The organism is Brevibacillus parabrevis, from assembly GCF_003710905.1.
Lineage (GTDB): Bacteria > Bacillota > Bacilli > Brevibacillales > Brevibacillaceae > Brevibacillus > Brevibacillus parabrevis.
Window position 1 is genome coordinate 81483 of sequence record NZ_RHHV01000013.1, and the last position, 24760, is coordinate 106242.

At 53.4% G+C, this 24760-nt stretch carries 21 protein-coding genes; 8 read left to right on the plus strand and 13 right to left on the minus strand.

From position 1 onward, the window contains the following. Window positions 1-7: 7 nt before the first annotated feature. The 3 genes from EDM60_RS20005 to EDM60_RS20015 form a co-directional block, all read right to left on the minus strand. A complete protein-coding gene (locus tag EDM60_RS20005; RefSeq protein ID WP_167470349.1) occupies window positions 8-970 on the minus strand; it encodes a branched-chain amino acid ABC transporter permease in 963 nt (320 codons plus the stop codon). A 145-nt stretch (window positions 971-1115) separates the two neighbouring features. Beyond that, window positions 1116-2366 carry a branched-chain amino acid ABC transporter substrate-binding protein gene (locus tag EDM60_RS20010; protein ID WP_122965557.1) on the minus strand — a complete coding sequence of 417 codons (1251 nt, stop codon included), beginning with the start codon at window positions 2364-2366 and terminating at the stop codon, window positions 1116-1118. 317 nt (window positions 2367-2683) lie between these two features. Continuing rightward, a complete protein-coding gene (locus tag EDM60_RS20015; RefSeq protein WP_122965558.1) occupies window positions 2684-4438 on the minus strand; it encodes an adenine deaminase C-terminal domain-containing protein in 1755 nt (584 codons plus the stop codon). A gap of 192 nt (window positions 4439-4630) precedes the next feature. Between EDM60_RS20015 and EDM60_RS20020 the strand changes: the two genes are divergently transcribed. From EDM60_RS20020 to EDM60_RS20030, 4 genes are all read left to right on the plus strand, one after another. After that, window positions 4631-5170: a YgaP family membrane protein gene (locus EDM60_RS20020; protein ID WP_122965559.1), complete on the plus strand. Its 540-nt coding sequence runs from the start codon at window positions 4631-4633 to the stop codon at window positions 5168-5170. Between the two features lie 19 nt (window positions 5171-5189). Further along, complete coding sequence (locus EDM60_RS29485) at window positions 5190-5324, plus strand: EYxxD motif small membrane protein (RefSeq protein ID WP_255679199.1); 135 nt, start codon at window positions 5190-5192, stop codon at window positions 5322-5324. A gap of 123 nt (window positions 5325-5447) precedes the next feature. After that, entirely contained in the window at window positions 5448-5891 is a 444-nt protein-coding gene (locus EDM60_RS20025; RefSeq protein WP_122965560.1) for a MarR family winged helix-turn-helix transcriptional regulator, read from the plus strand. A gap of 11 nt (window positions 5892-5902) precedes the next feature. Further along, window positions 5903-7141 carry an MFS transporter gene (locus EDM60_RS20030; RefSeq protein WP_122965561.1) on the plus strand — a complete coding sequence of 413 codons (1239 nt, stop codon included), beginning with the start codon at window positions 5903-5905 and terminating at the stop codon, window positions 7139-7141. Window positions 7142-7264: 123 nt separating this feature from the next. On the opposite strand, the gene purD is transcribed toward EDM60_RS20030, so the two are convergent. From purD to EDM60_RS20045, 3 genes are all read right to left on the minus strand, one after another. Continuing rightward, entirely contained in the window at window positions 7265-8542 is a 1278-nt protein-coding gene (purD, locus tag EDM60_RS20035; protein ID WP_122965562.1) for a phosphoribosylamine--glycine ligase, read from the minus strand. 37 nt (window positions 8543-8579) lie between these two features. After that, window positions 8580-10130: a bifunctional phosphoribosylaminoimidazolecarboxamide formyltransferase/IMP cyclohydrolase gene (gene purH / locus EDM60_RS20040; protein ID WP_122965563.1), complete on the minus strand. Its 1551-nt coding sequence runs from the start codon at window positions 10128-10130 to the stop codon at window positions 8580-8582. 195 nt (window positions 10131-10325) lie between these two features. Continuing rightward, a complete protein-coding gene (locus EDM60_RS20045) occupies window positions 10326-10700 on the minus strand; it encodes a hypothetical protein (RefSeq protein ID WP_063229564.1) in 375 nt (124 codons plus the stop codon). 150 nt (window positions 10701-10850) lie between these two features. On the opposite strand from EDM60_RS20045, the gene EDM60_RS20050 reads away from it, so the two are divergent. Beyond that, on the plus strand, window positions 10851-13028 hold the full coding sequence (locus tag EDM60_RS20050) for an EAL domain-containing protein (RefSeq protein WP_167470350.1): 2178 nt from the start codon (window positions 10851-10853) through the stop codon (window positions 13026-13028). Window positions 13029-13128: 100 nt separating this feature from the next. On the opposite strand, the gene purN is transcribed toward EDM60_RS20050, so the two are convergent. From purN to purC, 7 genes are read right to left on the minus strand one after another with little or no spacing between them, the layout of a single operon-like run. Continuing rightward, window positions 13129-13740 carry a phosphoribosylglycinamide formyltransferase gene (gene purN / locus EDM60_RS20055; protein WP_122965565.1) on the minus strand — a complete coding sequence of 204 codons (612 nt, stop codon included), beginning with the start codon at window positions 13738-13740 and terminating at the stop codon, window positions 13129-13131. Further along, window positions 13734-14774, minus strand: a complete 1041-nt coding sequence (gene purM / locus EDM60_RS20060) for a phosphoribosylformylglycinamidine cyclo-ligase (RefSeq protein WP_122965566.1) — start codon at window positions 14772-14774, stop codon at window positions 13734-13736. Before purM ends, purN begins: the two co-directional genes overlap by 7 nt. A gap of 31 nt (window positions 14775-14805) precedes the next feature. Beyond that, window positions 14806-16224, minus strand: a complete 1419-nt coding sequence (purF, locus tag EDM60_RS20065; protein ID WP_122965567.1) for an amidophosphoribosyltransferase — start codon at window positions 16222-16224, stop codon at window positions 14806-14808. Further along, entirely contained in the window at window positions 16209-18452 is a 2244-nt protein-coding gene (gene purL, locus EDM60_RS20070) for a phosphoribosylformylglycinamidine synthase subunit PurL (protein ID WP_122965568.1), read from the minus strand. The genes purF and purL overlap by 16 nt, the downstream gene beginning before the upstream one ends. Continuing rightward, entirely contained in the window at window positions 18433-19125 is a 693-nt protein-coding gene (purQ, locus tag EDM60_RS20075; protein ID WP_122965569.1) for a phosphoribosylformylglycinamidine synthase subunit PurQ, read from the minus strand. The genes purL and purQ overlap by 20 nt, the downstream gene beginning before the upstream one ends. Window positions 19126-19129: 4 nt before the next feature. Continuing rightward, entirely contained in the window at window positions 19130-19378 is a 249-nt protein-coding gene (gene purS, locus EDM60_RS20080; RefSeq protein ID WP_122965570.1) for a phosphoribosylformylglycinamidine synthase subunit PurS, read from the minus strand. Continuing rightward, on the minus strand, window positions 19371-20090 hold the full coding sequence (purC, locus tag EDM60_RS20085) for a phosphoribosylaminoimidazolesuccinocarboxamide synthase (protein WP_122965571.1): 720 nt from the start codon (window positions 20088-20090) through the stop codon (window positions 19371-19373). Before purC ends, purS begins: the two co-directional genes overlap by 8 nt. A gap of 265 nt (window positions 20091-20355) precedes the next feature. Between purC and EDM60_RS20090 the strand changes: the two genes are divergently transcribed. From EDM60_RS20090 to EDM60_RS20100, 3 genes are all read left to right on the plus strand, one after another. Then, window positions 20356-22071, plus strand: coding sequence for a methyl-accepting chemotaxis protein (locus tag EDM60_RS20090; protein WP_122965572.1), 1716 nt, complete (start codon window positions 20356-20358; stop codon window positions 22069-22071). Between the two features lie 103 nt (window positions 22072-22174). Next, window positions 22175-23374: an iron-containing alcohol dehydrogenase gene (locus EDM60_RS20095; protein WP_122965573.1), complete on the plus strand. Its 1200-nt coding sequence runs from the start codon at window positions 22175-22177 to the stop codon at window positions 23372-23374. Between the two features lie 88 nt (window positions 23375-23462). Next, window positions 23463-24578 (plus strand): aminopeptidase, encoded by a 1116-nt coding sequence (locus tag EDM60_RS20100; protein WP_122965574.1) that lies wholly within the window; start codon window positions 23463-23465, stop codon window positions 24576-24578. Window positions 24579-24760 lie beyond the last annotated feature (182 nt).

Here is a 24760-nt window from a genome sequence, read left to right on the forward strand (position 1 = left end):
GTTTCACCTACACTTTCTCTTTCACAGCTTCGCCAAACAGCCCTTCAGGCTTGAAGAGAAGCACGAGGATTAGAATACTGAATGCAAACACGTCTTTGTACTCGGCACCGAATGCGCCGTTGGTCAACGGTCCCATGAACGCTCCCGACAGCGACTCCAGCAGTCCGAGCAGCACTCCGCCAACCATCGCGCCGCGCAAATTGCCGATTCCGCCGAGAACGGCTGCCGTAAATGCTTTCAATCCGAGAATGAATCCGATATAAGGGTCGATCGTCCCGTAGTTTTGGGCGAACAGCACGCCTGTCGCTCCACCGAGACTGGAACCGATCAAAAACGTCAGCATGATTACTTTGTCTACATTTATGGTCATCAGCGAAGCCGTACTCTGATCCTGCGCTACGGCACGCATGGCGATTCCCCACTTTGTCTTGTTAATGAACAGCGTCAGACTTATCATCATTACGATCGCGAGCACAATTACAATCAAGCCTTTGGTAGGAATCGTGGCAATGCTGCCTAAAGAAATCGAACCAGTAAAAAGAGTTGGACTGTTCAGATAAAATTCATTGCGAGCCAGCGCTTCGGTAAAACGAACAAGGTCTTGCAGCAAAAACGATACGCCGATAGCAGAAATCAGCGGTACGAGACGCGGTGCCCCACGCAGCGGCCGATAAGCCACTCTCTCGATCCCCACTCCAAGCGCCCCCGTTAACACCATGGCGATGATCAGTGTCAAGAATAGTGCGACAAAAGGATTCATGCCTTCCAGCGCCCCCAAGGAATCAGAGATCAGCAATACCTCTGTCCCGACAAACGCCCCCACCATAAAGATTTCTCCATGAGCAAAGTTGATAAATTCCAAAATCCCGTAAACCATTGTGTAGCCCAAGGCTACGACTGCATACATGAATCCAAGTGTTAATCCGTCAACCAACACCTGAGGCAAAATGTTGAGCATCATGCTTCCCATCCCTCACTTCTCAATAAACTTGTAGAAATTTTCTGCATTCATTCACATGGCTGGACGTGAGTTTCCGTAGAAAAGGGCGAACACCAACGTGCCGCCCCTTTACCGGTATGAGGCATGAAAGAGTGTACGGTGATGTTGGCTGCGATTACTCGGCCTTGCCTACAAAAGTTGACTTGTCCTTGTCATACTTGTAAATGAATACATCTGCGTTTGTGTTGTCACCTTTTTCATCAAAGGTAACTTTTGTGAATTGCCCCTGAAAGTCTTTTGTTTTGTGAACTGCTTCGAGGACTTGCTCGCGTGTTGGTTTTTTGCCACCGTTCGCTTTGATTGCTTCCATGACGCCGTTAAGGATGACGTTCATGGAATCGAAACCGTAGACGGAGTAGGTTTCTAGAGGTTTGTTCGTGGTTTTCTTGTACTCTTCAGCCCACTTCTTGCCCTCTTCGGTTTGCGTCACGTCACCTGCTACTGACGTAAACACAACGCCTTCGACAGCATCGCCGGCTATTTTAATCATATCAGAAGAGTCCAAGCCGTCGCCACCCATAAAATATCCCTTGTATCCTTTTTCCCGGGCTTGTTTGACCAGGATTCCGCCTTCCGGATAAAGCCCGCCGAAAAAGATGATGTCAGGGTTCTTTGCCGATACCTGATTCAGTACGGCGCTGTAATCTTTTTCGCCTTGCGTGATGCCTTCATACCCGAGCAGCTGCACGCCGTCCTTTTCGAACTGCAACTTCACCTGGTCGCTCAAGCCTTGGCCGTATGCGGTCTTATCATGAATAATAAAAGCTGTTTTCACGCCGAGCGTATTTTTCGCATACATGGCCGCTTTTGGTCCCTGGGCGTCATCGCGAGCACAAATCCGGTGTACGGTTTTCTTCCCTTCCTCGGTCAGCTTCACGGCTGTGTTGGCAGGGGAGACCATGACCAGCTTGCCTTCCTCGTACTTCACGGATGAAGGAATCGCCACACCGGAGTTCAGGTGTCCGACTACCCCGTACACATCAGGATTGGAGATCAGCATTTCCGCATTGGATACCCCGATTTTCGGGTCCGCCTGGTCATCCTGCGGGAAGAGCTGGATGTCGAAGCCGAGCTTTTTAAATTCTTCCTTGCGTTGATTCAGTGCGTATTCCGCACCTGTCTTGATCGCGTCTCCGAGAGAGGACTGGTTCCCGGAGAGGGGGGTTTGTGTTGCGATCTTGATGACACCACCGTCTGTTGCTGCGCCACCGCCGCTGCCAGACGTGCTTGGCTGATTTTGCGCTGGCTGACCACCTCCGCCCGTGTTGCTTCCCCCTGATGAGTTGCTGGTTCCTGCGCAACCTGTGAGTGCCACACTCGTCGCCAATACCGCAGATAAAATACTGATGTGAGAGAGTTTTTTCATGCGGAATTGAATCCCCCTTTAATTATTCTTTATTTTTGTCCTCGCCAGTCGATCTACCCTAGCTACCAGGTTGCGACTATGTAAGCTTGTTTTCTGATGGAACAGAAGATAGATGTGGCTTGGCTATTATTTATTGTAAAATAAATCTGAAAATTTACAAGAGGAAAAATATATTTTCCAAGCATATACCAGATGCTTACATACTCAGCATTTCATTGCGATCAATTGAAATCAAACAGTTATATCTTTACTTTCACACAATAAAGCTTTAATGTTATCCATTACATTTGCGGATGAAAAAAACAAGCACTCCCTCTCTACAGAGGGAGTGCCGGAACGACGATTTGTCCTGTTTTTACATCTGCGATCCCTTCCGCGGTGAGCCTTGCGTAGGGCAGGTGCGTGGCCGTAAAAAACAGCAGCGAGTAGATCGGATCAAGATGAACATGCCCTTTGGCGCGCAGTCTGGCCGTCAAATTCTCGGCCATGGAAATCACTTCGCTCATCGGGGCCGGGGAAAATTTCCCGCCAAGCGGCAGCGGGCATTCGCAGGCAATCTGCCCATCCTCGATCAAAACGACTCCCCCGCCGATTTCCCTGACTCGTTCAAGCGCAGCCGCCATCGCCTGCGGATCGCGGCCAATGACAAGCCAGTCGCCAGAAGCCGTATACGAGCTTGCCAGCCCGTGCAAATGCTCACCGTAACCGCGCAGCACGGCAGCCGTGCGCTTTTTGCCTGCCGGATCGATGCTGACGATCACAGCGAGCTGCGGGTCATGCGCCAGTGAAATGCAGCCTTGCTCGTCTACAGGCAAAGCTTCCAGCGTCATCCGCGTAATGACTGCGTTGACCATGTTCAGTACCGGAGCTTTTCCTTCCGCGTCAGGCCGCAGGCAAAACCAGTCCGCTCGTGCTCGCTCTGCCAACGGATCGGCTGCTTCAAACGAGTAGTCGGCCCAGCGTGGCTCGACTGTCGGGACAAGCAGCCTGCCGCTCTCTGCCGCCTGTTCGCCGTTGCAAAAGACAGCGAGCGGCGCAGGATCGTCTTTGGCGGCAAGAAGGACCATGTCCGCGATCCGTCCAGGCGCAATTCCGCCCAGTTCAGCGTCCAGACCGTAGTAGACAGCCGGATTCAACGTCGCCATGACATATGCCTCCTCGGGCGGCATGCCAGCTTCTATCGCTACGCGAAGCGTGTAGTCCATGAAGCCGTTTCGGTGCATCGGAGGCGTACAGCCATCTGATGTAAGCATCATCCGCGAAGACCACGGCAGACCGAGCGCAAGCCAGCCTTTTACCAGTTCTGGCAAGTCAGGCCGAATCGAGGAGTGGCGGAGTGTCGCGTACATCCCCAAACGCAGCCGCGCGAGCAAATCTTCGGCGGTAATCCCTTCGTGGCAAGCGGTGATGCCTGCTGCGCTGGCGATGTTCAGCGTTTCCCAGGATGCTCCCGGATGATGCCCCTCCATTCTTTTGCCCAAATCGCGCGTATGCTTCAAGCCAAACAGCAAGGTGTCGTCCTCTTGGAGCACGCCGCCCCAGTTCGTCAGTTCCCCCCCTTGCACGACCAGCGGATGCTCCAGCATGCGTCGCAGGCCGTCTTTTGTGAATTGCGGATGTTCTTTGCCCGTTTGCGGATCGAGTCTGCCCCAGAAATATTGCTTCACCGGATGCGCGGCGAGCGATTCCATCAGCGCAGAAATTTGCTCCGACGGCAAATTCATCAGCATCAGCGTATCGGACACAAGTGTCGTCGTGCCCCGCTCCAAGGCGAAGTCTGCCAGCGTAAACGGGTTGTACCATTGAAAAGGATGCGCGTGCGGCTCGATATAGCCGGGAACCAAATACTTTCCGCTCGCGTCGATGATCTCGGTATGTTCATCAACGAGCGGCTCCTTTTCTCCTACATAAGCGATTCGCTCTCCCGCCACAACGACGTGATGCTCGTGCCATTCCTTTGTATACACGTTCAGTACGCTGGCTCCCTTGATCCACAAGCTTGCCGGAGCCTGCCTTTTGCTGACACGAATCAGATTCAGGTACGCTTCTTCCGATAAAGCGCGAACTCGCATGCCACTTCTCTCCTCTCGGTGTCCAATCATGCAAATCGACTGAATAGTCGTTCATTTCATTCTTTACTGCTTCGCCACTTGCGAATGCTTCCCCTGCTTCGCCCAGCACATCGTCCTAACAATTTCCACGGGTTGCCTGGACGGATTTATCACAGACTACCTCGTAGAAGATGCAACAGGAGGCGAAAGCAAATGCAAAAGAACGTTGGTACTACAGATGCGATCATTCGTATGACAGGCGGTCTGTTGGGCTTGGCCTACGGCATTGGAAAAATGAGTCGTCGTCCGCACAATGCCCCCTGGCTGCTGATGGCCTTTTCTGCGATGAAGGTAGCGGAAGGCGCGACCCGTTTCTGCCCGATGTACAAAGCGCTTGGCATCAATACGATCAAAGCGAACGGCATGTCCGGGATGATGGATCAAATGAAGCAAAAAGGGATACAAACCGTCATGAATCAAGTCACAGGCGCAATCAGCGGTGCTTCCTCCCACTCTTCCCAAGAGCAGAAGCATGAAAAGGCGTCCGCTTCGGCAAACTCGCAGACGCATACGGACAAGCCGCAAGCTGCCAGCACGCAATCGGCAAAAGCGGAGAACAAAGCACAAGACGACGCGCCAAAAGGCGAGCTGACTCCCGAAGACCAATTGATGGAACAAGCAGCCCGCGAGTTCATCTCGTACCGTTCCCAGGAAAAGGACGACAGCAGCACACGTTACCCTACTTACTCGTAGAAAAGAGGAGACGCTGTCCATGATCGTCGGAACGCCACTCTATGAATGGATGTCACACAATTTCTTTGTCATGGCCATGATTCTTGGTGTCATCGGCGTTGTCGGCTATTACGCCTTTTACAGCTCCCGAAGAAAAGGGCGCTATCGCCAATAATCAAAAGTGATTTTCCACAGATGCGACCGCCTTGAGGGAAAGGCGGTTTTTCCATTTACAAAATTAGTTGCTAGGCATATAATTGTCAAAGCAAGTATTTTAGTGCAAAGGAATGACCTTGTCATGATCGATCATTGGCAAAATGAACCGCTTGGATTTTTGATCGGCAACACGTACCGCCGCATGATTCACTACGTCTCGCTGTTCTTGCGTGAATTTGATTTGACGACGGAGCAATTTGCCGTCTTGTACCGCCTGCGGGAAGAGGACGGGATCAACCAGAAAGAGCTTGCCCTGCGCTCGGCAAAAGACCAGCCCACGATGACGCGGATTCTCGACAACCTGGTGAAAAAAGGCTGGATTGAAAAAAAGCTGAGCGACCAGGATCGCCGTGCCTATATCGTGACGCTCACCGCAAACGGCCGGGAGTGGATTGAAAAGGCGATTCCGACAGAGGCCAAAGCCGTCGCGGACATTTTTGCGGGCTTGCCGCCGGAGAAACTGGCTTTTTTGCGGGAAATTCTGCTTGAAATCAACGAGAACATAGACCGCCATACAACCGAATAGGAGTGAAACCGTTGGGAGAGAGTAGAGAGAAACTGTGGACGAAGGATTTCGTCCTTTTAACTGTGTGCAACTTGTTGTTATTTCTTACGATCCAAATGCAGACGCCTACGTTCCCTGCGTACGTCAAACAGACGTATCAGGCAAACGATTTTGTCGTCAGTCTCGTCATCAGCCTGTTTTCTTTGGCCGCCGTCGTCGCGCGCGTATTCACAGGCGAAGCGCTCCGAACGAAAAACAGCAAAGCGATTGCCGTTATGGCCCTGTGCACTGTCGGCATCTTCAGTGCGGGATACTTCTGGGCTGGGAACATCGCCCTGTTTTTGCTGTTGCGCGTTTTCGTCGGGATCGGCTTCGGCATGGGCAGCACGACGTTTCCAACCATCGTGACCAATGTCATTCCCATCCGCAAGCTCGGGGAAGGAATGGGCTATTTCGGCCTGTCCACGAGCCTGGCAATGGCGCTCGGTCCAGTGATCGGACTCGGCATTCTCCAATCATTCGGATTCGGCTATATGCTTTTCGCCCTTGTCGTGCTGGTGGCTGCCATCTTCCCTTTAATGCACATGATTCGCGCGTACAACCTTCGCCCGGCTGCAACAACCACATCTCCATCAGCATCAGCCGTTAACAGTGCCCCGATCAAAGGGGTTGGCCGCTTTTTCGACAAAAAACTGCTCTTGCCTGTGAGTCTGAATTTTTGTTTGTCGATTACGTACGGAGGCATCTTGAGCTTTTTGGCACTGTACGGAAAAGAAACCCACTTCGCAAACGTCGGCTGGTTTTTCCTCGCCAACGCATTCGCCATGGTACTCATTCGTCCTTTTTCCGGCAAGCTGTACGATCGCAAAGGTCACGTCGCCGTTCTGCCGCCTGGCGCGATTTTTGTAGGCATCAGCCTGCTGATCTTGTCCGTCACGACGAGCGAAGCGCTGCTTTTGACTTCGGCCTTTTTCTACGGCTTGGGGTACGGCATGATTCAACCGTCTATTCAAGCGTGGATGGTCAGAGTCGTCACGCCGGAACAGCGCGGCATGGCAAACGGACTGTTTTTCAACTCGATCGACCTCGGCATCGCGGCAGGCTCCATGCTGCTCGGCGTGCTCGCTACCCATTCCAGCTACTCCGTCATGTACCGCTGGTCTGCCGTCTGCATGCTGTTGTTCCTCTTCGTCTATGTGGTGTCGCAAGTTATGGCAGCCAAAGCAAAAGCGAAGAATGCACCTCTGGCTGGGGAACAAATCGGGCTGTAACCAAGCGGTGATGAGAGCAGTCGTGCAACTCTTTTAAAAAAATGTCGCGGCATTTTTTACAACAAAAAGGCAGCCTTCGTTCGTACCTCAGCGACGAACGAGACTGCCTTTTTCTTTCCCCTGTTAGTTCTTCTGTTGATATTTCATCGCTTTCGCTGCAATGTCGGTGCGATACTGTGCCCCTTCAAACGAAATCGACTGCACGGCTGCATAAGCTGCCTCACGCGCTTTTTCGAGGTTGGCTCCGGTGCCTACTACGCCAAGCACACGGCCGCCGCTTGTCACGATGCCTTCCTCGGTTTGCTTCGTTCCGGCATGAAAAACGGTTACTGTCTCTTTCGTTTGCGCAAGTCCGTCGATCCGCTTTCCTTTCGGGTATTCCCCAGGATAGCCAGGAGCCGCCATCACCACGCATACGGCGCTGCCCTCTTTCCAGGTGACATCCACCGCATCCAGCTCTCCGTTCACGGTCGCCACAAAAATATCGAGCAAATCCGTTTCCAAGAGCGGCAAGATCACTTGCGTCTCGGGATCGCCAAAACGGGCGTTGAACTCAACCACTTTTGGTCCTTGCTCGGTAATCATCAGTCCGGTGTAGAGGATGCCTTTGAACGGGATTCCGTCTTTGGCCATGCCTGCTGCCATCGGCTCGACGATAGTCTTCACAATCGTCTCGACCAGCTCTGGCGACATTTGCGGCACAGGAGCGTAAGTGCCCATGCCGCCTGTATTCGGGCCGCGATCGTCGTTGAAAATGCGTTTGTGGTCCTGCGAGGTGATCATTGGCTTCACGGTTTCGCCGTCGACAAAAGAGAGCAGAGACAGCTCTTCCCCGAACATGCACTCCTCGATGACGACACGCGCTCCCGCTTCTCCAAAGACGCTTTCCTGCATGATTTGCCGCAGCGCTTCTTCCGCTTCCTCGATAGTCTCGGCCACTACGACGCCTTTGCCTGCGGCCAGACCGTCTGCTTTTACCACGATTGGCGCGCCTTGCTGACGCACGTAGGCGCTCGCTGACTCGTAATCGAGGAACGACTCGTAAGCAGAAGTCGGGATGTTATAGCGCTTCATCAAGCTTTTGGCAAACGATTTGCTGCCTTCGATCATCGCCGCCTTACTGTTCGGCCCGAAAATAGGCAGGTTGCGTTCCTCGAAGAAATCGACGATCCCGCCCAAAAGCGGATCTTCCGGGCCTACCACAGTCAGATCGATTCCCTCGTCTTTGGCAAACTGGGCCATAGCGGCAAAGTCATTGACGCCAATCGGGACGTTTTGCGCAATCTCAGCCGTTCCTCCGTTGCCGGGAGCGCAGTATACTTTCTGTACTTTGGAGCTTTGCAAAAGCTTCCAGATAATGGCGTGCTCGCGGCCGCCGCCGCCTACTACCAATACTTTCATATGGATATCCTCCTGTTACTGAAGGGATCTGTACAGATTAGTGCTTGAAGTGGCGCGTGCCAGTGAACACCATGGCGATTCCTGCGCGGTTGCAAGCGTCGATGGACTCCTGATCGCGAATCGAGCCGCCTGGCTGAATGATCGCCGTAATGCCTGCGGCAGCAGCTGCTTCTACAGTGTCTCCCATCGGGAAAAACGCATCGGAAGCCAAAACGGAGCCTTTTGCCAGCTCGCCCGCTTGCTCGATGGCGATTTTCGCAGCGCCGACACGGTTCATTTGACCTGCGCCGACGCCGATCGTCATGTTGTCTTTTGCCAGCAAAATAGCGTTGGACTTCACGTGCTTGACAACCTTCCAGGCGAATTGCAGTTGGGCCATTTCTTCCGCTGTCGGTTGACGGTCGGTTACAACCTGGATTTCACTTTCTTCCAGCTGTTTGTAATCGAAGTCCTGAATCAATGCGCCGCCCGCTACCGGAGCCACGCGGAACAGATTGTCCGCTTTTTTCGCAGACTCATTCAATGCCGGGATGCGCAAGAGACGCAAGTTCTTTTTCTCGGCGAGAACCGCTTTCGCTTCTTCCGTAAAATCAGGAGCAATGATAATCTCCAGGAAAATTTCTTTCATCGCCAAGGCCGTATCTTTGTCAATCGCCTGGTTCGCCGCTACGATACCGCCGAAAATGGAGACAGGATCAGCCTCGTACGCCTTTTGGTACGCTTGGCGAATATCTGCGCCGATGCCCACGCCACAAGGGTTGGAATGCTTGATCGCCACAACTGCCGGCTGGGTAAATTCACGCACAATCGCCAGCGCCGCGTCCGCATCGTTGATGTTGTTGTAGGAAAGCTCTTTGCCTTGCAGTTGCTCTGCGTAGCCGATGCTCAGCTGGCTGGACAGCGGTTCGCGGTAAAAAGCAGCGCGTTGGTGCGGATTTTCGCCGTAGCGCAAGTCTTGCGCTTTTTCGTACGTCACCGTGTAGCTCTCTGGCAGCAGCTCGCCCACTTGCTCGCTCAAATAACGGGAGATCAGGGCATCGTAGGCAGCTGTGTGACGGAATACTTTCGCAGCCAGACGACGGCGCGTTTCCAGCGTAGTATCGCCGTTTGCCTCGATTTCCTCGGCTACCTTTTCATAATCGGCGGAATCGACCACGACGCTCACGAACGCATGGTTTTTCGCCGCAGAACGCAGCATCGTCGGCCCACCAATATCAATATTCTCAATCGCATCTTCGTATGTCACGTCCGGTTTGGCAATCGTTTCCTTGAATGGATACAAGTTTACCACAACCAGATCGATCGTTTCGATGTTCAGGTCTTTCAGTTGCTTTTGATGTGCCTCGTTGTCACGCACAGCCAAGAGGCCGCTGTGGATATTCGGATGCAGCGTTTTGACGCGCCCGTCCAAAATCTCGGGAAATCCGGTTACTTCGGAAATGCCAATGACGGGAACACCCTCTGCTTTCAAGAGAGAAGCCGTACCTCCGGTGGAAATGATCTCTACTCCGGCAGCTGCCAAACGACGGGCAAACGGAATCAATCCTGTCTTGTCAGAAACGCTGATCAACGCTTTTTTCACACTCACGGATAGAACCTCCTGACTATTAGTAAGAAAACATGGCTAAAAGCTTTTTTGCAATACTAAAACACGAACATTCCTTTCATATTAAAACATAATTGTACGTTTTTATCAAGAGTTTCCTCAGCGAAAACAAACGCAGCCGCCCATGCCTGTTCGGCACTCGCGACTGCACATTCCCGCTTTTTTCCGGCAGCAGGCTTACCGCTTCTTTTTGTTTCCACCGGACAGCTTTTTCACCCGCTCGGCAAGGGACAGATGCTTGCTCTTCCCAGCCGCTCTCGACGGCTTTTTGGGCTTGCTGCTTTTGGCCTTGACCTCTTTCGCTTTCGGGACCATGCTGCCCAGTTCTTCCATGGAAATGGACTTGCCGTTTTTCATCCTGTCCTTGACGCGTTCCTTCGTCTCCTCGGGAACATCAAGTCCCATGTCGGACAGTTCTTCCATCAGCTCGTCGATATTGCCCCCGCCTTTGGGAAATTTTTGTGCGAGCTTCATAATATCGTTCAGCGTCCATTCCCGCCCTGTTCGCTTGCTTAGCTTGCCCAGCAAATCGGCAACAAAATCTCCGCTCAAATCGGCTCCTCCTCTTCAGCTGCTTCTTTTTACAATATGTCGGCAGGGCGGATTTGGTTTGCTTTCAGACGTACGAATCGTTTGTTGACAATGATTCTCAGTTTCATTAACATAAATGGTACTATTACATGCATCAGCCCGGAGGCTTACATGAAGTCAACTCGCCATCAGCTGCTTTTTCCACCAGTTGACGATTCTTTGGGTGCCATGCCTTCCTCAGCCTTGCATGAAACTTTGCTACAGCCCATTCTGGAGCACATGGAGGCCGGAGTGACTGTGTACGGGTTGGATGGGCGCATCCTTTTTTTCAATGAAGCGGCCAAGCGCTTCGGCATGTCCGAGCCTATAGACTTGCATGAACATACGTACGGCTCTTATTCCTTTTACCATCCTGACGGCAGCACTCCTGTAGCTTTTGCGGAGTTGCCGTCTGTCCGCGTGTTGCGCAACGAACAAGTCTACAACCAGGAGATTTGGGTACAGCCTCTCGGAAAAGCTGTTTCCATCCTGGTCGCCAACGGCAAGCTGCTGTCCTCGCCCACCGGAGAACCTGTCGGCGCCTTGATCGTCACTCACGATATTACGGAGCGAAAATGGGCGCAGCAACGTCTGGAAGTGAGCGAGCAGCGCTACAAATCTTTGTTTGAGCATAATCCGAATATCGTCTGCTGGCTCGACTTGTCCGGAAGATTCCTGAACGTCAATCCCGCTTTTGAGTGCGTGACCGGATACACCCTGGACGATGTGCGCAATCAGTCTTACCGGGCGCTGCTGAATCAGGAAGGGATTCGCCGCGTGCTTTTGATGTCCCGGAACGCCCAGCAAGGAAGCTCGGACAATTACGATATTTCCACTTTTCATAAAGACGGGACGCAAATCGAACTGAATGTCACCGTCGTCCCGATCGTGGTGACGAATACGGTCGTAGGCTATTTCGCCATCGCCACGGATATTACGAAACGAAAGCAAACCGAAGCCATGATTCACTATCTCGCCTATCACGACACGTTGACGGGCTTGCCGAACCGCTCCCTTTTCCAAAGCAGGCTCGATGCCGCTCTCGAACAGGCCGCCTGCGAGCAAAGCCAGCTCGCTGTCCTGTTTCTCGACCTGGATCGGTTCAAATACATCAATGACACACTCGGACATTCCACGGGAGACGGCCTGCTTGCGCAAATCGCCCGGCGACTGCAAGAGACTGCACGTCCTAACGATACGGTCTGCCGCTTGGGTGGCGACGAATTTACGATCATCCTGCCCCGGATGTCCCATACGGAAGCAAAAAGGTTCGCAGAAGCCGTTTTGCAAAGGCTGAGCATGCCGATCACGGTTGGTGACCAAAGCTTTGTGGTCACAATCAGCATCGGAATCAGCCTTTTTCCACAGGACGGCACGGACGCGGAAGCTTTGGTCAAAAATGCGGACGCAGCCATGTATCAGGCGAAGGAACACGGCCGCAACAACATCCAGTTTTTCCAACCGGAGATGAACGACGCCTTCGTCAAAAAAATGACGTTGGAAGCCGGACTGCGCACTGCGCTGGAGAACGAGGAATTTCAGTTGTACTATCAGCCCCAGTACGACAGCAAGCACGAGCATATTGTCGGCCTGGAGGCGTTGATCCGCTGGCAGCATCCGGTGTATGGCATCGTCTCTCCGCTTGATTTCATTCCGCTCGCCGAAGAGACGGGACTGATCATTCCCATCGGTCGCTGGGTGTTGCAGACAGCTTGCCAGCAGTTCGTCAAGTGGCAGCAGCAAGCTTTGCCTCCTGTGCGGCTTGCCGTCAATTTGTCGATGCGCCAGTTGCAGGACAAGCATCTGGTGACGATGGTCCAAGACATTTTGCAACAAACGGGGCTACACCCAAGCTACTTGGAGCTGGAAATAACCGAAAGTATCGCCATGCACAGGCTTGACGCTGTCATTCCCCGCCTGCAAAAGCTGCAAGCCATGGGCATCCAGATATCAATTGATGACTTCGGCACCGGGTACAGCTCGCTTAGCTGCTTGCAGCTTTTGCCGATCAATTCGTTGAAAATCGATCAGTCGTTTATGCGCAACATGTCGGACTCTTCTTCTCACTTGCCGATCGTCACCGCAATCGCAGCCATGGCTCACAGCCTGAAGCTGTCTCTCGTAGCAGAAGGCGTCGAAACGAAGGAACAGCTATCGTTTTTGCGATCGCTTGGCTGCCTGACGGTGCAGGGCTATTTTTTCAGCAAACCCGTTCCGGCGGATGAATGTGAAAAGCTGCTGGCCAAAAGCGCTGCCCGTTCGGATAAGCGGATTTTTCCCGGGACTGGTTGCACAAGCTCAGTTGAATAAACCGTATCTCGGACCGTGCGCGAGAGAAAGATTTTGGCGCTCACGCTGCCAGCACGAAAAAGACCGACACGATTGAGCTGTGTCGGTCTTTTGTTGCCTGTTATGATCTCACCTGAACTTGACGTCCTGCAACCTGCACCCGGCCTTCCGCCAGCATGCCGATGACTTCCACCAGCAGTCCGTGCTCCACGGCGTGGATGCGCGCTGCCAGCGTTTCCGCCGTATCCTGCTCCTGCACTGCTACCGGGACCTGAGCGATGATCGGCCCCGTATCGAGACCGGCATCTACCAGATGTACCGTTACCCCCGTTATCTTTACCCCGTAAGCAAGTGCCTGGCCGATCGCGTCTTTGCCTGGAAAAGCTGGCAACAGCGACGGATGCAGATTGATGATGCTTCCTTCGTAGGCAGCCAAAAGCGTTTCGCCCACCAGCCGCATATAGCCTGCCAGCACGACCAGCGAAATCTCCCGCTTTTGCAGCTCTTGCACGACTTCTGCTTCAAAAGCTGCCTTGTTGGCGTAATCTTTTGGCTGAAACACGAATGCTTCAATGCCCAGACGTTCCGCGCGTTCCAGCACCTTCGCCTGCGGCTTGTCGCATACGAGCAAAGCGACTTCCACACCGGGAAGTCGGCCTGCCTGGACAGCCTGCACGATCGCTTCGAAGTTGGAGCCGCTTCCTGAGGCGAAAATGGCCAGCTTTCTCACCATTCCACCCCGTTGTATACGACTTTGCGCTCACCCTCCTGAATGTTGCCAATCAGGTACGGCTGCTCGCCAAGCTCTTGCAGTTTTTCCATGACGCTCGCTGCGTCTGCTTCTTTCACGACCAGCATCATGCCGATGCCCATGTTGAACGTTTTGTACATGTCGGGATACGAAATGTTTCCTGCTTCCTGTACAAGTGTGAAAATCGGCAGAACAGGCCAGGAGCCTACGTTAATGGCCGCTTGCGTGTTTTCCGGCAACACGCGCGGGATATTTTCCGTGAAGCCGCCGCCTGTGATGTGGGCCAAAGCTTTTACTTCAAACGATTCGAGCACAGCCAGCACTTGCTTCACGTAAATGCGAGTCGGGGTCAGCAGCTCTTCGCCGAGCTTTTTGCCCAATGCGTCTACATGGTCGTGCAAGGACATGCCCTTGTCTGCCAAGAGCACTTTGCGCACGAGCGAGAAGCCGTTGCTGTGCACGCCGCTGGAGGCAAGCCCGATCAAAACGTCACCTGCTGCCACATTCGCACCCGTGATCATTTTGCTTTCGTCGACAACCCCTACGGTAAATCCAGCGATGTCGTATTCGCCCTCGGCGTACATGCCTGGCATTTCTGCCGTCTCGCCGCCAATGAGCGAGCAGCCGGACTGGGAGCAGCCCTCGGCGATCCCGCTGACAATCGCCTCGATTTTTTCCGGAACGACTTTGTCTACCGCCAAATAGTCGAGGAAAAAGAGCGGCTCCGCGCCTTGCACCACGACGTCATTGACGCACATGGCAACGGCGTCGATCCCGATCGTATCGTGTTTGTCCATGGCAAAAGCCAGCTTCAGCTTGGTGCCCACCCCGTCGGTACCAGATACGAGAATCGGCTTTTCGTATTTTTTCGTGTCCAGACGGAACAGTGCTCCGAAGCCGCCCAAATCGGTCAGCACTTCGGGACGGAATGTCCGCTTCACGTGTTTTTTCATGCGTTCGACTGCTTCGTTACCCGCATCGATGTCTACGCCCGCTTGTTTGTATGCTTCACTCATCGTTTCTCCCCCTTGCAAGAGGTTGCTTGTATTAGCACTTGGTCGCTGGTAGCGCCTCTTCAAATTCAATCTCGGTCGGATACTCCCCTGTAAAGCAGGCGAGGCAGTGTCCTTTGTTTGGAGCCGAATCCTGGCGGCCGATGGCATTGATCATGCCCTCGACGGACAAGAAGGACAAGGAATCGGCTTCAATGATTTGACGAATTTCCTCTACCGACTTGGTCGACGCAATCAGCTCGTCGCGCGTAGAGGTATCGATTCCGTAGAAACAAGAGTTCATGACAGGCGGAGAGCTGATGCGGACATGAACTTCCTTGGCGCCAGCTTCGCGCAGCATGCGGACAATCCGGTTGCTTGTCGTACCGCGCACGATCGAATCGTCGATCATGACGACCCGTTTGCCTTCCACGACTTTGCGAACGGCAGACAGCTTGAGATAAACAGCCCGCTCGCGCAGCTCCTGGCTCGGCTGGATAAAAGTACGGCCGACGTAGCGGTTTTTGATCAGACCGATCTCGTACGGAATACCTGTCGCTTCCGCAAAACCGATCGCCGCCGAAATACTCGAATCCGGCACCCCTGTAACCACATCAGCGTCGATAGCCGATTCCAGGGCAAGCTGCTTGCCGAGGCGCTTTCTCGCCATGTGGACGTTGATCCCGTCGATGTCGCTGTCAGGACGGGCGAAATAAATGTATTCAAACGTGCAAATCGAGCGCTGCGTTGTCTCGGTATGCTTGGTTTCGATGATGCCATCCTGATCGACGACGATCATTTCTCCCGGCTGAACATCGCGCCAGTACTGCGCCCCGATAATATCGAACGCACAGGTCTCGGAAGCCACAGTGATCGCATCCCCCAGTCGGCCGAGAGACAGCGGACGGAGTCCATTCGGATCAAGAGCGATGACCAACTGCTTCTCGTTCATGACCAACAGCGCATACGCGCCCTTGATGTGCTGGAGAGCATCTTTTACTGCTCCTGGCAAATCGCGGCTCTCGGAGCGTGCGATCAGGTGGGCAATAACCTCGGTGTCGCTTGTCGTTTGAAAAATGGAGCCTTTCGCTTCCAGCTCTTTTCTCAGGACAGCGGCATTGACGAGGTTGCCGTTATGAGCAACAGCCATGCTGCCTTGCGCGTAGCGGAAAAACAGCGGCTGGGCATTTTCGATTTTGCTGGAGCCAGCGGTCGTATAACGGGTATGACCGATGGCGATATGGCCACGGAATTTTTCCAGGTCGCCTTTGCCGAATGCTTCGGAGACGAGTCCCATTCCCCGGTGCTTATACCACTTCTCGCCGTCGGAGGCGCAGATACCTGCGCTCTCCTGACCGCGATGCTGAAGGGCATGCAGACCCAGATAGGTCAATTGGGATGCTTCCTTGTGGTTGTAAATGCCAAAGACGCCGCATTCTTCATTCAGTTTGTCCCAGATTACCCGATCAAACATGGAATCGCATCCTTCCAGGCTGCTTTCACCTCTTGAGTGGAAGCGTTGATTGCTTCCGTACCGTTCACTGTTACTACCAGACGCTCGCCGCCAATCGTACCGATTTTTGCAGCTGGTACGCCGTGCTCACCTGCCAATGCCACAATCGCTTCCGCCTGCTCTTTGCTTGCGCTGAGCAAGATGCGGGATTGGGATTCGCTGAACAACAGCACGTCTGTGCGCAAGTCGGATGTAAGCTCGACTTGTGCGCCGATGTTTTTGCCGAAGCAAGATTCCGCCAGCGCTACACCCAGACCGCCTTCGGACAAGTCGTGCGCGGAATTGACCAAGCCTTGGCGAATCGCTGTGAGCACGAGCTTTTGCACAGCGGCTTCCTTGGTCAGGTCCAGTTGCGGCGGACGACCGGAGATTGCGCCTGTCACGAGCTTTTGATACTCGCTGCCGCCCAGCTCCGCGAACGTGTCGCCGAGCAGGATGATGACGTCGCCCTCGTTTTTAAAGTCTTGCGTCGTAATATGGTCAACATCGGTGATCAGACCGACCATGCCGACAGTTGGAGTCGGGTAGATCGCATCGCCGCTGCGTTCATTGTAAAAAGATACGTTACCGCCGATAACAGGCGAGTCGAGGGCCACGCACGCTTCGCTCATGCCTTCGCACGCTTTCTCGAACTGCCAGAATACTTCCGGCTTTTCCGGGCTGCCGAAGTTGAGGCAGTCGGTGATCGCAAGTGGCTCGGCACCGGAGCACACGACGTTGCGCGCGGATTCCGCTACCGCGATGGCGCCGCCCACTTTTGGATCGAGATACACATAGCGTCCGTTGCAATCGGTTGTCATGGCAAGAGCCTTGCGCGTGCCGCGCACCATGACGACTGCTGCGTCAGAACCAGGCTTCACTGCTGTATTCGCGCGTACGATATGGTCGTATTGCTCGTACACCCATGCCTTGTTGGCAACAGTCGGCTGCGCCAAGAGACTTTTCAGCGTCTCGTTCAGATCTTTTGGCTCCTCGATGGCAGCCAGCACATCCACTTTTCCGTTTGCTTCATAGTAAGCAGGCACTGCGGAAGGACGGTGGTAAACCGGAGCGTCATCTGCCAGGCTGTTTGCTGGCACTTCTGCTACGACCTCGCCTTTGTGCAACAGGCGCAGCTTGCTGTCATCCGTTACTTTGCCCACGACAGCGGAAGCCAAGCCCCATTTGTCAAAAATCGCGATCGCTTCCGCTTCCTTGCCTTTTTCCACAACGACAAGCATGCGCTCTTGCGATTCGGACAGCATCATTTCGTAAGCAGACATGCCTGCTTCGCGCTGCGGCACGAGATCCAGGTTCATCTCGATTCCGTTGCCCGCTTTGGATGCCATCTCCGAGCTGGAGCTGGTCAAACCAGCCGCACCCATGTCCTGAATCCCTACGACGATTCCTGTGTCGATCAGTTCCAGGCACGCTTCCAGCAGCAATTTTTCCATGAACGGGTCGCCCACTTGTACAGCCGGGCGCTTTTTCTCCGATTCCTCGGTCAGCTCTTCGGAGGCAAAAGTCGCGCCGTGAATACCGTCGCGTCCTGTGCTCGCCCCGACGTAAATGACCGGGTTGCCGATACCGGAGGCTACGCCTTTTTGAATTTTCTCGTGGTCGATCAGACCCACGCACATAGCATTAACGAGCGGATTGCCTTCATACGTAGGATCGAAGTTCACTTCTCCGCCAACGGTAGGAATCCCGATGCAGTTACCGTAGCCGGCAATTCCCGCAACCACATGTTCAAACAAATATTTGACGCGTGGCGTGGTCAGCTCGCCAAAGCGCAGCGAGTTGAGCAATGCGATCGGGCGTGCACCCATGGAGAATACATCGCGGATGATCCCGCCCACGCCTGTAGCTGCTCCCTGATACGGCTCGATAGCAGAAGGGTGGTTGTGGCTCTCGATTTTGAATACAACAGCCTGGTTGTCGCCGATGTCCACGATCCCGGCCCCTTCACCTGGTCCTTGCAGAACGCGAGGGCCTTTTGTCGGGAACTTGCGCAGGACAGGCTTGGAGTTTTTGTAGGAGCAGTGCTCAGACCACATAACGCTGTACAATCCGGTTTCTGTCCAGTTTGGCTGGCGTCCCATAATCGTTACTACACGTTGGTATTCTTCGTCAGTCAGCCCGATCTCACGGTAGAGCTTCTGATCGGCAATTTGCTGGGCGGTCGGTTCTTTATGCGTGAGTTGTGACACTGTTTTGTTCCCTCCACGTCTTCAGGATCGAGGTAAACATGCGGCGGCCGTCATCGGATGTCATCCACTTGTGGACAGCGCGCTCCGGGTGAGGCATCATGCCGAGTACGTTGCCGCGCTCGTTGCAAATGCCTGCGATATCATCAAGAGAACCATTCGGGTTCTCGCCATTGTAGCGGAAAACGATCTGTTTGTTCGCTTTAAGCTTCGCGAGCGTTTCTTCATCACAGTAGTAGTTTCCTTCGCCATGCGCGATCGGGATTTGGATTTCTTCCCCAGCCGCATAGTCGAGGGTAAATGGTGTTTCGTTGTTGTCGACGCGAAGCCCGGACAGCTTGCAGGCGAATTTGAGGGAACGGTTGCGCAAGAGAGCGCCTGGCAACAGCCCTACCTCTGTGAGGATTTGGAAGCCGTTACAGATTCCCATTACCAGCTTGCCTGCTTCTGCTGCCTTCACCACTTGCTCCATCACGGGCGAAAAGCGAGCGACCGCGCCACAGCGCAAATAGTCTCCATAAGAGAATCCGCCCGGCAAAAGGATTGCGTCATAACCGGACAAATCTGTTTCGGAATGCCATACGTAGTCAACAGGCACTCCCATGACATCTTCAACTGCGTTGTACAAATCTACATCAGCATTCGAGCCTGGAAAAACGATAACGGCTACTCGCATATCCTTAGCCCTCCACGATCTCAAAGCGATAGTCTTCAACCACCGTGTTAGCCAGGAGCTTTTCGCACATTTCACGTACACGCTCTTCTGCCTGCGCACGATCTGCCGTGTTCAGTTCCAGTTCCATGTACTTTCCGATACGCGCATTGTTTACTTCGTCAAAACCTAGAGTGTGCAAAGCCCCTTTTACTGCATGGCCTTGCGGGTCCAGAACGCTCTCGCGCAGGGTTACATAAACAACAGCTTTAAACATGTACGTCTCCTCCCAGTCTCTTCAGCATTTCTTGATACGCTTCTTCTACATTGCCCAAATCGCGACGGAAGCGGTCTTTGTCCAGCTTCTCTTTTGTGACAGAGTCCCAGAAACGGCATGTGTCCGGGGATATTTCATCGGCGAGGAGAATCTCCCCGTCCGGCGTTTTTCCAAATTCGAGTTTGAAATCGACCAGCGTAATATTGCGCTCGGCCAGATAAGGTACGAGAACCTCATTGACAGCAAGTCCCATGCGCTCAAGCGTCGTCTGGTCACTTTCGCTCGCAATTCCCAACACTTTGATATGGGAGGCGTTTACCAACGGATCGCCCAGTGCGTCATCCTTGTAGTAAAACTCAACAACTGGCTGCGGGAGAACAGTTCCCTCTTCCATGCCAAGACGTTTGGCAAGTGAACCTGCCGCGATATTGCGGACAACGACCTCCAAAGGGATGATCTCCACTTTGCGGACTACTTGCTCTGTTGCAGACAGCAGCCGGACAAAATGGTTGTCGATGCCTTTTTCCTTTAGCATGGTGAAAAAGATAGCGGTAATACGGTTGTTCAGCTCACCTTTTCCGGTGATTTGCGCCCGCTTCTCTCCGTTGAATGCTGTAGCGTCGTCTTTGTACTCTACCCAGTATTGATCAGGCACAGATGTCCGATAAATACGCTTCGCCTTACCTTCGTAGAGTTGTTCCTGTTTTTCCACTGTAGGAGCCACCTTCCCAGATAAAAAGGTTGAGTTACGATTAATTCACGAACGATTCAACTACATTAAAACACAATCATACGCATTTATCAACGAAAAATGCGTGAATACGATTCGACAAACGTTCGGAAATTGTTGCATAATCGTTGTTAAGTTTTCGTTAACATTCGTTTACACGTTATCCATACTGGCTTTACATCCGCTCTTTACAATAGTCCTTAGTCACAGGACTCCACGACTATCCATATAATCAGGGGGACATCGGATGAAGACGCACCTTATCTTTGGCAAACTACTAGCCCCATTTACGCACTGGCACAGACGCGCACGGCTCCATACGAAGCTGACCGTGCCGCTGTTCTGCCTTTTGCTCCTCTCTTTCGCAGCGATCGGCGGGACTTTTTACACGCAGGCCAAAAAAATCATGATCGCCCAAATGGAAGCCAGACTCGATTCGGAGACGGACAAGACGACGGAAAAAATTTCCCTGTTGAAGTTCGCCTTTGTCACCGACGAGGAAACTTATCTGAAAAGGCTGGAGTTCGAGCTGTTGCAGCAAAAAAATTCTTTGGCCCAGGAAGGCCTCGATGTTCAGCAATACGTCGTGCGCAGCGGCGCGTTTCAGCCGATTCCCAACGTGACGAAGCAGGGAGCGATCCCCGTTCCGCCTGAGTACGCGCATCAGTTGGAAGCCGAACGCTACGGCGTCATCCACATCCCGATTGACGGGACGATACATACTTTGGCCTTTACTCATTCACCTGAAGAAAATTTCGTCTACGTCATCGACGTGCCGCAAGAGCAATATTTAGTCCATCTGCACGAAACGACCAGACTGATCCTTTTTGCCATTGCAGGAAGTCTCGTCCTCTCTGTTTTACTATGCTTGTTTATTGTGCGAGGTATTACGAATCCGTTCCAAACATTGATCCAGGCCATCCAAAAGGTCAGCGCCGGCGATCTGACACAGCGCTCCGCTCTGGAAAAGGAAGGGCCGGAAATCCGAGCGATCTCGCATCACTTCGATTATATGGTCGAGCAGATGCACCTCATCATCTCCGAGTTCCAGTCGATGATTCAGGAGTTGAATCGCGGCGGCATCGAGATCAGGCAGACCGCTGACGAGGCAGGGGAGCGCTCGTCGATGCTTTCCATCCGCCTGGACACGGTGAATAAAGGCGTAGAGCAAACAGCCGCTTCGACCGAACAGGCAAGTGCTTCTTTTCAACGGATGCGTGCTTCCATCGACATGCTGTTTGCACGAATCGCGGGTGTGATCGAAGCAGGCGGCCAGATGGAATCGGTCACGCACAGCGGCCAAAGCAGAATCGACGAGTTGACGGTCATCTTCCAGCGCTTTTTCCAAACGTACAAGCAACTGGACACCCGTATGGCAAACATGCAAGAGCAGTCGGCGTCGATCGGGCACGCGGTTTCGTTGATCGAAAACTTGGCGAAGCAAACCAAGCTGCTCGCCCTGAATGCCAGCATTGAGGCGGCACGGGCCGGCGAGTACGGACGCGGCTTTGCCGTAGTAGCGAGCGAAGTCGCCAAGCTCGCACACGAATCGGAAAAGGCAGCGCTTGAAATCAACCGCCTGATGGCTTCGGTTCAGACTGAGACGCTTTCCATCTCACGCGAAACTTCCCAAGCTTCCACCCAGCTCCAGGAGAGCGTGCAAAAGCTGGAAGAAGCGGAAGCCGCCTTCCTCCATCTGCGCCAGGCCGTCGACCGGACGACCGGGGAGCTGCGCGCAGCCACAGAAGGGCTGTCCGACATTACCCAAGGCATGCAGGATGTCGACCACACGCTGGTTACGTTCCTCGCGATCTCGCAGGAAACGAAAAGCAGCACAGAAGAGATGCTTGACGCCTCCAAGGAACAGCTTTCATCCGTAGCCAAGTCGCGCCATCTGGCCTCCGAGCTGCTCGCTTTGTCCACGCGGCTGCATGAAATCAGCGAGAGATTTCGTGTGGCTTGATCCAAATGCCAAGAGCCTTCTTCGCTTTTGCAAGAAGGCTCTTTTTTTGTCTTTATGTTACACTGTCTTTGGTACAACCTACACGTGAAAGAAGGAATATCAGATGTTTCCCTTTGAAGTATCTTTTCCTACCCATATCTACTTCGGCATGGGCGAACTTGCGCGTTTGGGCCAGGCAGCGAAAACTCTCGGTAACAAAGCGCTTCTCGTCACAGGTGGCAGCGCAGCCAAGCGCACAGGTCTGCTTAGCCGCGCCATTACGCTCCTGCAAGAAGCGCAAGTAGCCTATACTCTTTTTGACAAAATTGAACCGAATCCGCGCACAGCGACCGTCGATGCCGGAGCAGCGCTTGCCCGCGAAGAGCAATGCGACTTCGTGCTGGCCTTGGGCGGAGGCTCTGTTATGGATGCAGCCAAAGCCATTGCCGCCGCAGCCGTTTCCGGGCGGCCCATCTACGACTACATGCGCGGCAACCCGAGCGGCTCAGGCAAATGGCTGGTGCCCGTGCAGGAAGCGCTCCCGCTTCTCACCGTGCCCACTGTGGCTGCAACCGGATCGGAAGCAAACAATATCAGCGTCCTGACCCACTGGGACACACACGAGAAATCTTCCATAAACGGCCCGGCCCTCTATCCGAAAATCGCGATTCTCGATCCATCGATCACATTTACCGTTCCCGCACGCGTCACGGCAGAGTCATGCGCAGATATTTTCTCGCATCTGTTTGAAACATACTTGATCAGCGCAGACAAAACGAATGTGCAGGACGGGATCACGGAAACGCTCATTCGGCTCGTTGCGGAGCACTCCGTTACCGCCATTCGCCAACCGGATCACGAAGAGGCACGTTCCACTTTGCTCTGGGCAAGCACGCTTGGCATCAGTCCTTTTGCCAATGCAGGGCGCGGCGCCGGAATGCCTCTGCACGGAATCGAACACCCGTTGAGCGGCATTTACGACATGGCACACGGGCGTGGACTGGCGATTCTTTCGCTTCCTTATTTCGAGCAGGTCATTTTGCCGGAGCGTCCAGAGAGACTGGCGCGCATGGGCCGACACTGCTTCGGAGTTACCGAGGAAGACGAGCAAGCCGCAGCGCGCGCAACCATCGTGGCTGTTGCCCGCTGGTATGAAAGCATGGGCATCACCGAGCGGCTTTCTGACTTTGGTGTAACGCAGGACGCGCTGCCAAAAATGGCCGAAGAAGCGATTACGATTGGCGGACGCGGTGCCGGACATCTGCCGAGCGCCAGAAAACTGCATGCGGAAGATGTCGTCGCGATCTACCAGGCTTGCCTGTAAATGCTGCACGAACATACTGGCAGGCACGCGCTTTCCTGTGCGATAATGAGATTAATAAAAATTTTTTTACTATATGGAGGTCGTACATATGGCAGATCCACGCATCAATGAACTGGCTAGCCGCCTCGTCCGCTACTCTCTCAATTTGCAAAAAGGGGAAAAAGTCCTGATCGAAAACACAGGGCTGCAACCTGAGCTTGTACGTGCGCTCGTTCGCGAATCGTTCGCTGTCGGCGCTCTGCCATTGGTAACGTTGAAAGACCAGGAAGTGCTGCGCGCGCTCTACCAAGGAACGAGCGAAGAGCATATGGCATTGATGGCCAAATACGAATACGAGCGCATGAAAGACATGGACGCGTACATCGCGATCCGCGCTTACGACAACATCAACGAATTTGCCGATGTTCCGGAAGACAAGATGGGCATCTACTCCCGTGTCCTGTATCAGCCAGTGCACACAAACGAACGCGTGCCAAACAAACGCTGGGTCGTTTTGCGCTACCCGAACAAATCAATGGCGCAACTGTCCAATATGAGTCTGGAAGGCTTCGAGGACTTCTACTTCTCCGTCTGCAACCTGGACTACGCGAAAATGTCCAGAGCGATGACACCGCTGAAAGAACTGATGGAGCGCACCGACCGTGTCCGCATCGTCGGGCCAAAAACCGACCTGCGCTTCTCCATCAAAGGCATCAACGCTGTCAAATGCGACGGCAAGCGCAACATCCCGGACGGCGAAGTGTACACAGCGCCTGTTCGCGATTCTGTAGAAGGCACCATTTTCTACAACGCCGCTTCCAACTACCACGGCATTTCCTTCACCGATGTGCAATTCACTTTTAAAGAAGGAAAAATCGTCGAAGCGACCAGCTCCAATACAAAAGCGCTGAATGACATTCTCGACACCGACGAAGGCGCTCGCTATATCGGGGAATTTGCCATTGGCTTCAACCCGCACATCCTGCATCCGATGCTGGACATCCTGTTCGACGAAAAAATCGCCGGAAGCTTCCACTTCACACCTGGCAACGCCTACACAGTAGCGGACAACGGAAACCGCTCCTCTGTTCACTGGGATCTGGTGCAAATCCAGCGTCCGGAATACGGCGGAGGCGAAATCTGGTTTGACGACGTGCTGATCAGAAAAGACGGCCGCTTCGTGCTGCCAGAGCTGGAAGGCTTGAACCCGGAAAATCTGGTGTAGGGCATACCGTATAGCACGTCTAGCACTAACAATGGATAGGCTTCAGAGAACATCTGAACCCTATCCATTTTTTCATGCTGATGTTCCGTGAAAATCATCATTTTAAAATTTACAAAAAATTCTAAAAAATTAACGCAAATATTTTTTATAACATGCTACAGTCAATACGCAACCAAATCCAC

Excerpts from the sequence above, each read along its gene's own strand:
- EDM60_RS20005 (WP_167470349.1), bottom strand. The coding sequence starts at position 970 with ATGGGAAGCATGATGCTCAACATTTTGCCTCAGGTGTTGGTTGACGGA.
- EDM60_RS20010 (WP_122965557.1), bottom strand. The coding sequence starts at position 2,366 with ATGAAAAAACTCTCTCACATCAGTATTTTATCTGCGGTATTGGCGACG.
- EDM60_RS20015 (WP_122965558.1), bottom strand. The coding sequence starts at position 4,438 with ATGCGAGTTCGCGCTTTATCGGAAGAAGCGTACCTGAATCTGATTCGT.
- EDM60_RS20020 (WP_122965559.1), top strand. The coding sequence starts at position 4,631 with ATGCAAAAGAACGTTGGTACTACAGATGCGATCATTCGTATGACAGGC.
- EDM60_RS29485 (WP_255679199.1), top strand. The coding sequence starts at position 5,190 with ATGATCGTCGGAACGCCACTCTATGAATGGATGTCACACAATTTCTTT.
- EDM60_RS20025 (WP_122965560.1), top strand. The coding sequence starts at position 5,448 with ATGATCGATCATTGGCAAAATGAACCGCTTGGATTTTTGATCGGCAAC.
- purD (WP_122965562.1), bottom strand. The coding sequence starts at position 8,542 with ATGAAAGTATTGGTAGTAGGCGGCGGCGGCCGCGAGCACGCCATTATC.
- EDM60_RS20050 (WP_167470350.1), top strand. The coding sequence starts at position 10,851 with ATGAAGTCAACTCGCCATCAGCTGCTTTTTCCACCAGTTGACGATTCT.
- purN (WP_122965565.1), bottom strand. The coding sequence starts at position 13,740 with ATGGTGAGAAAGCTGGCCATTTTCGCCTCAGGAAGCGGCTCCAACTTC.
- purM (WP_122965566.1), bottom strand. The coding sequence starts at position 14,774 with ATGAGTGAAGCATACAAACAAGCGGGCGTAGACATCGATGCGGGTAAC.
- purF (WP_122965567.1), bottom strand. The coding sequence starts at position 16,224 with ATGTTTGATCGGGTAATCTGGGACAAACTGAATGAAGAATGCGGCGTC.
- purQ (WP_122965569.1), bottom strand. The coding sequence starts at position 19,125 with ATGCGAGTAGCCGTTATCGTTTTTCCAGGCTCGAATGCTGATGTAGAT.
- purS (WP_122965570.1), bottom strand. The coding sequence starts at position 19,378 with ATGTTTAAAGCTGTTGTTTATGTAACCCTGCGCGAGAGCGTTCTGGAC.
- EDM60_RS20090 (WP_122965572.1), top strand. The coding sequence starts at position 20,356 with ATGAAGACGCACCTTATCTTTGGCAAACTACTAGCCCCATTTACGCAC.
- EDM60_RS20095 (WP_122965573.1), top strand. The coding sequence starts at position 22,175 with ATGTTTCCCTTTGAAGTATCTTTTCCTACCCATATCTACTTCGGCATG.
- EDM60_RS20100 (WP_122965574.1), top strand. The coding sequence starts at position 23,463 with ATGGCAGATCCACGCATCAATGAACTGGCTAGCCGCCTCGTCCGCTAC.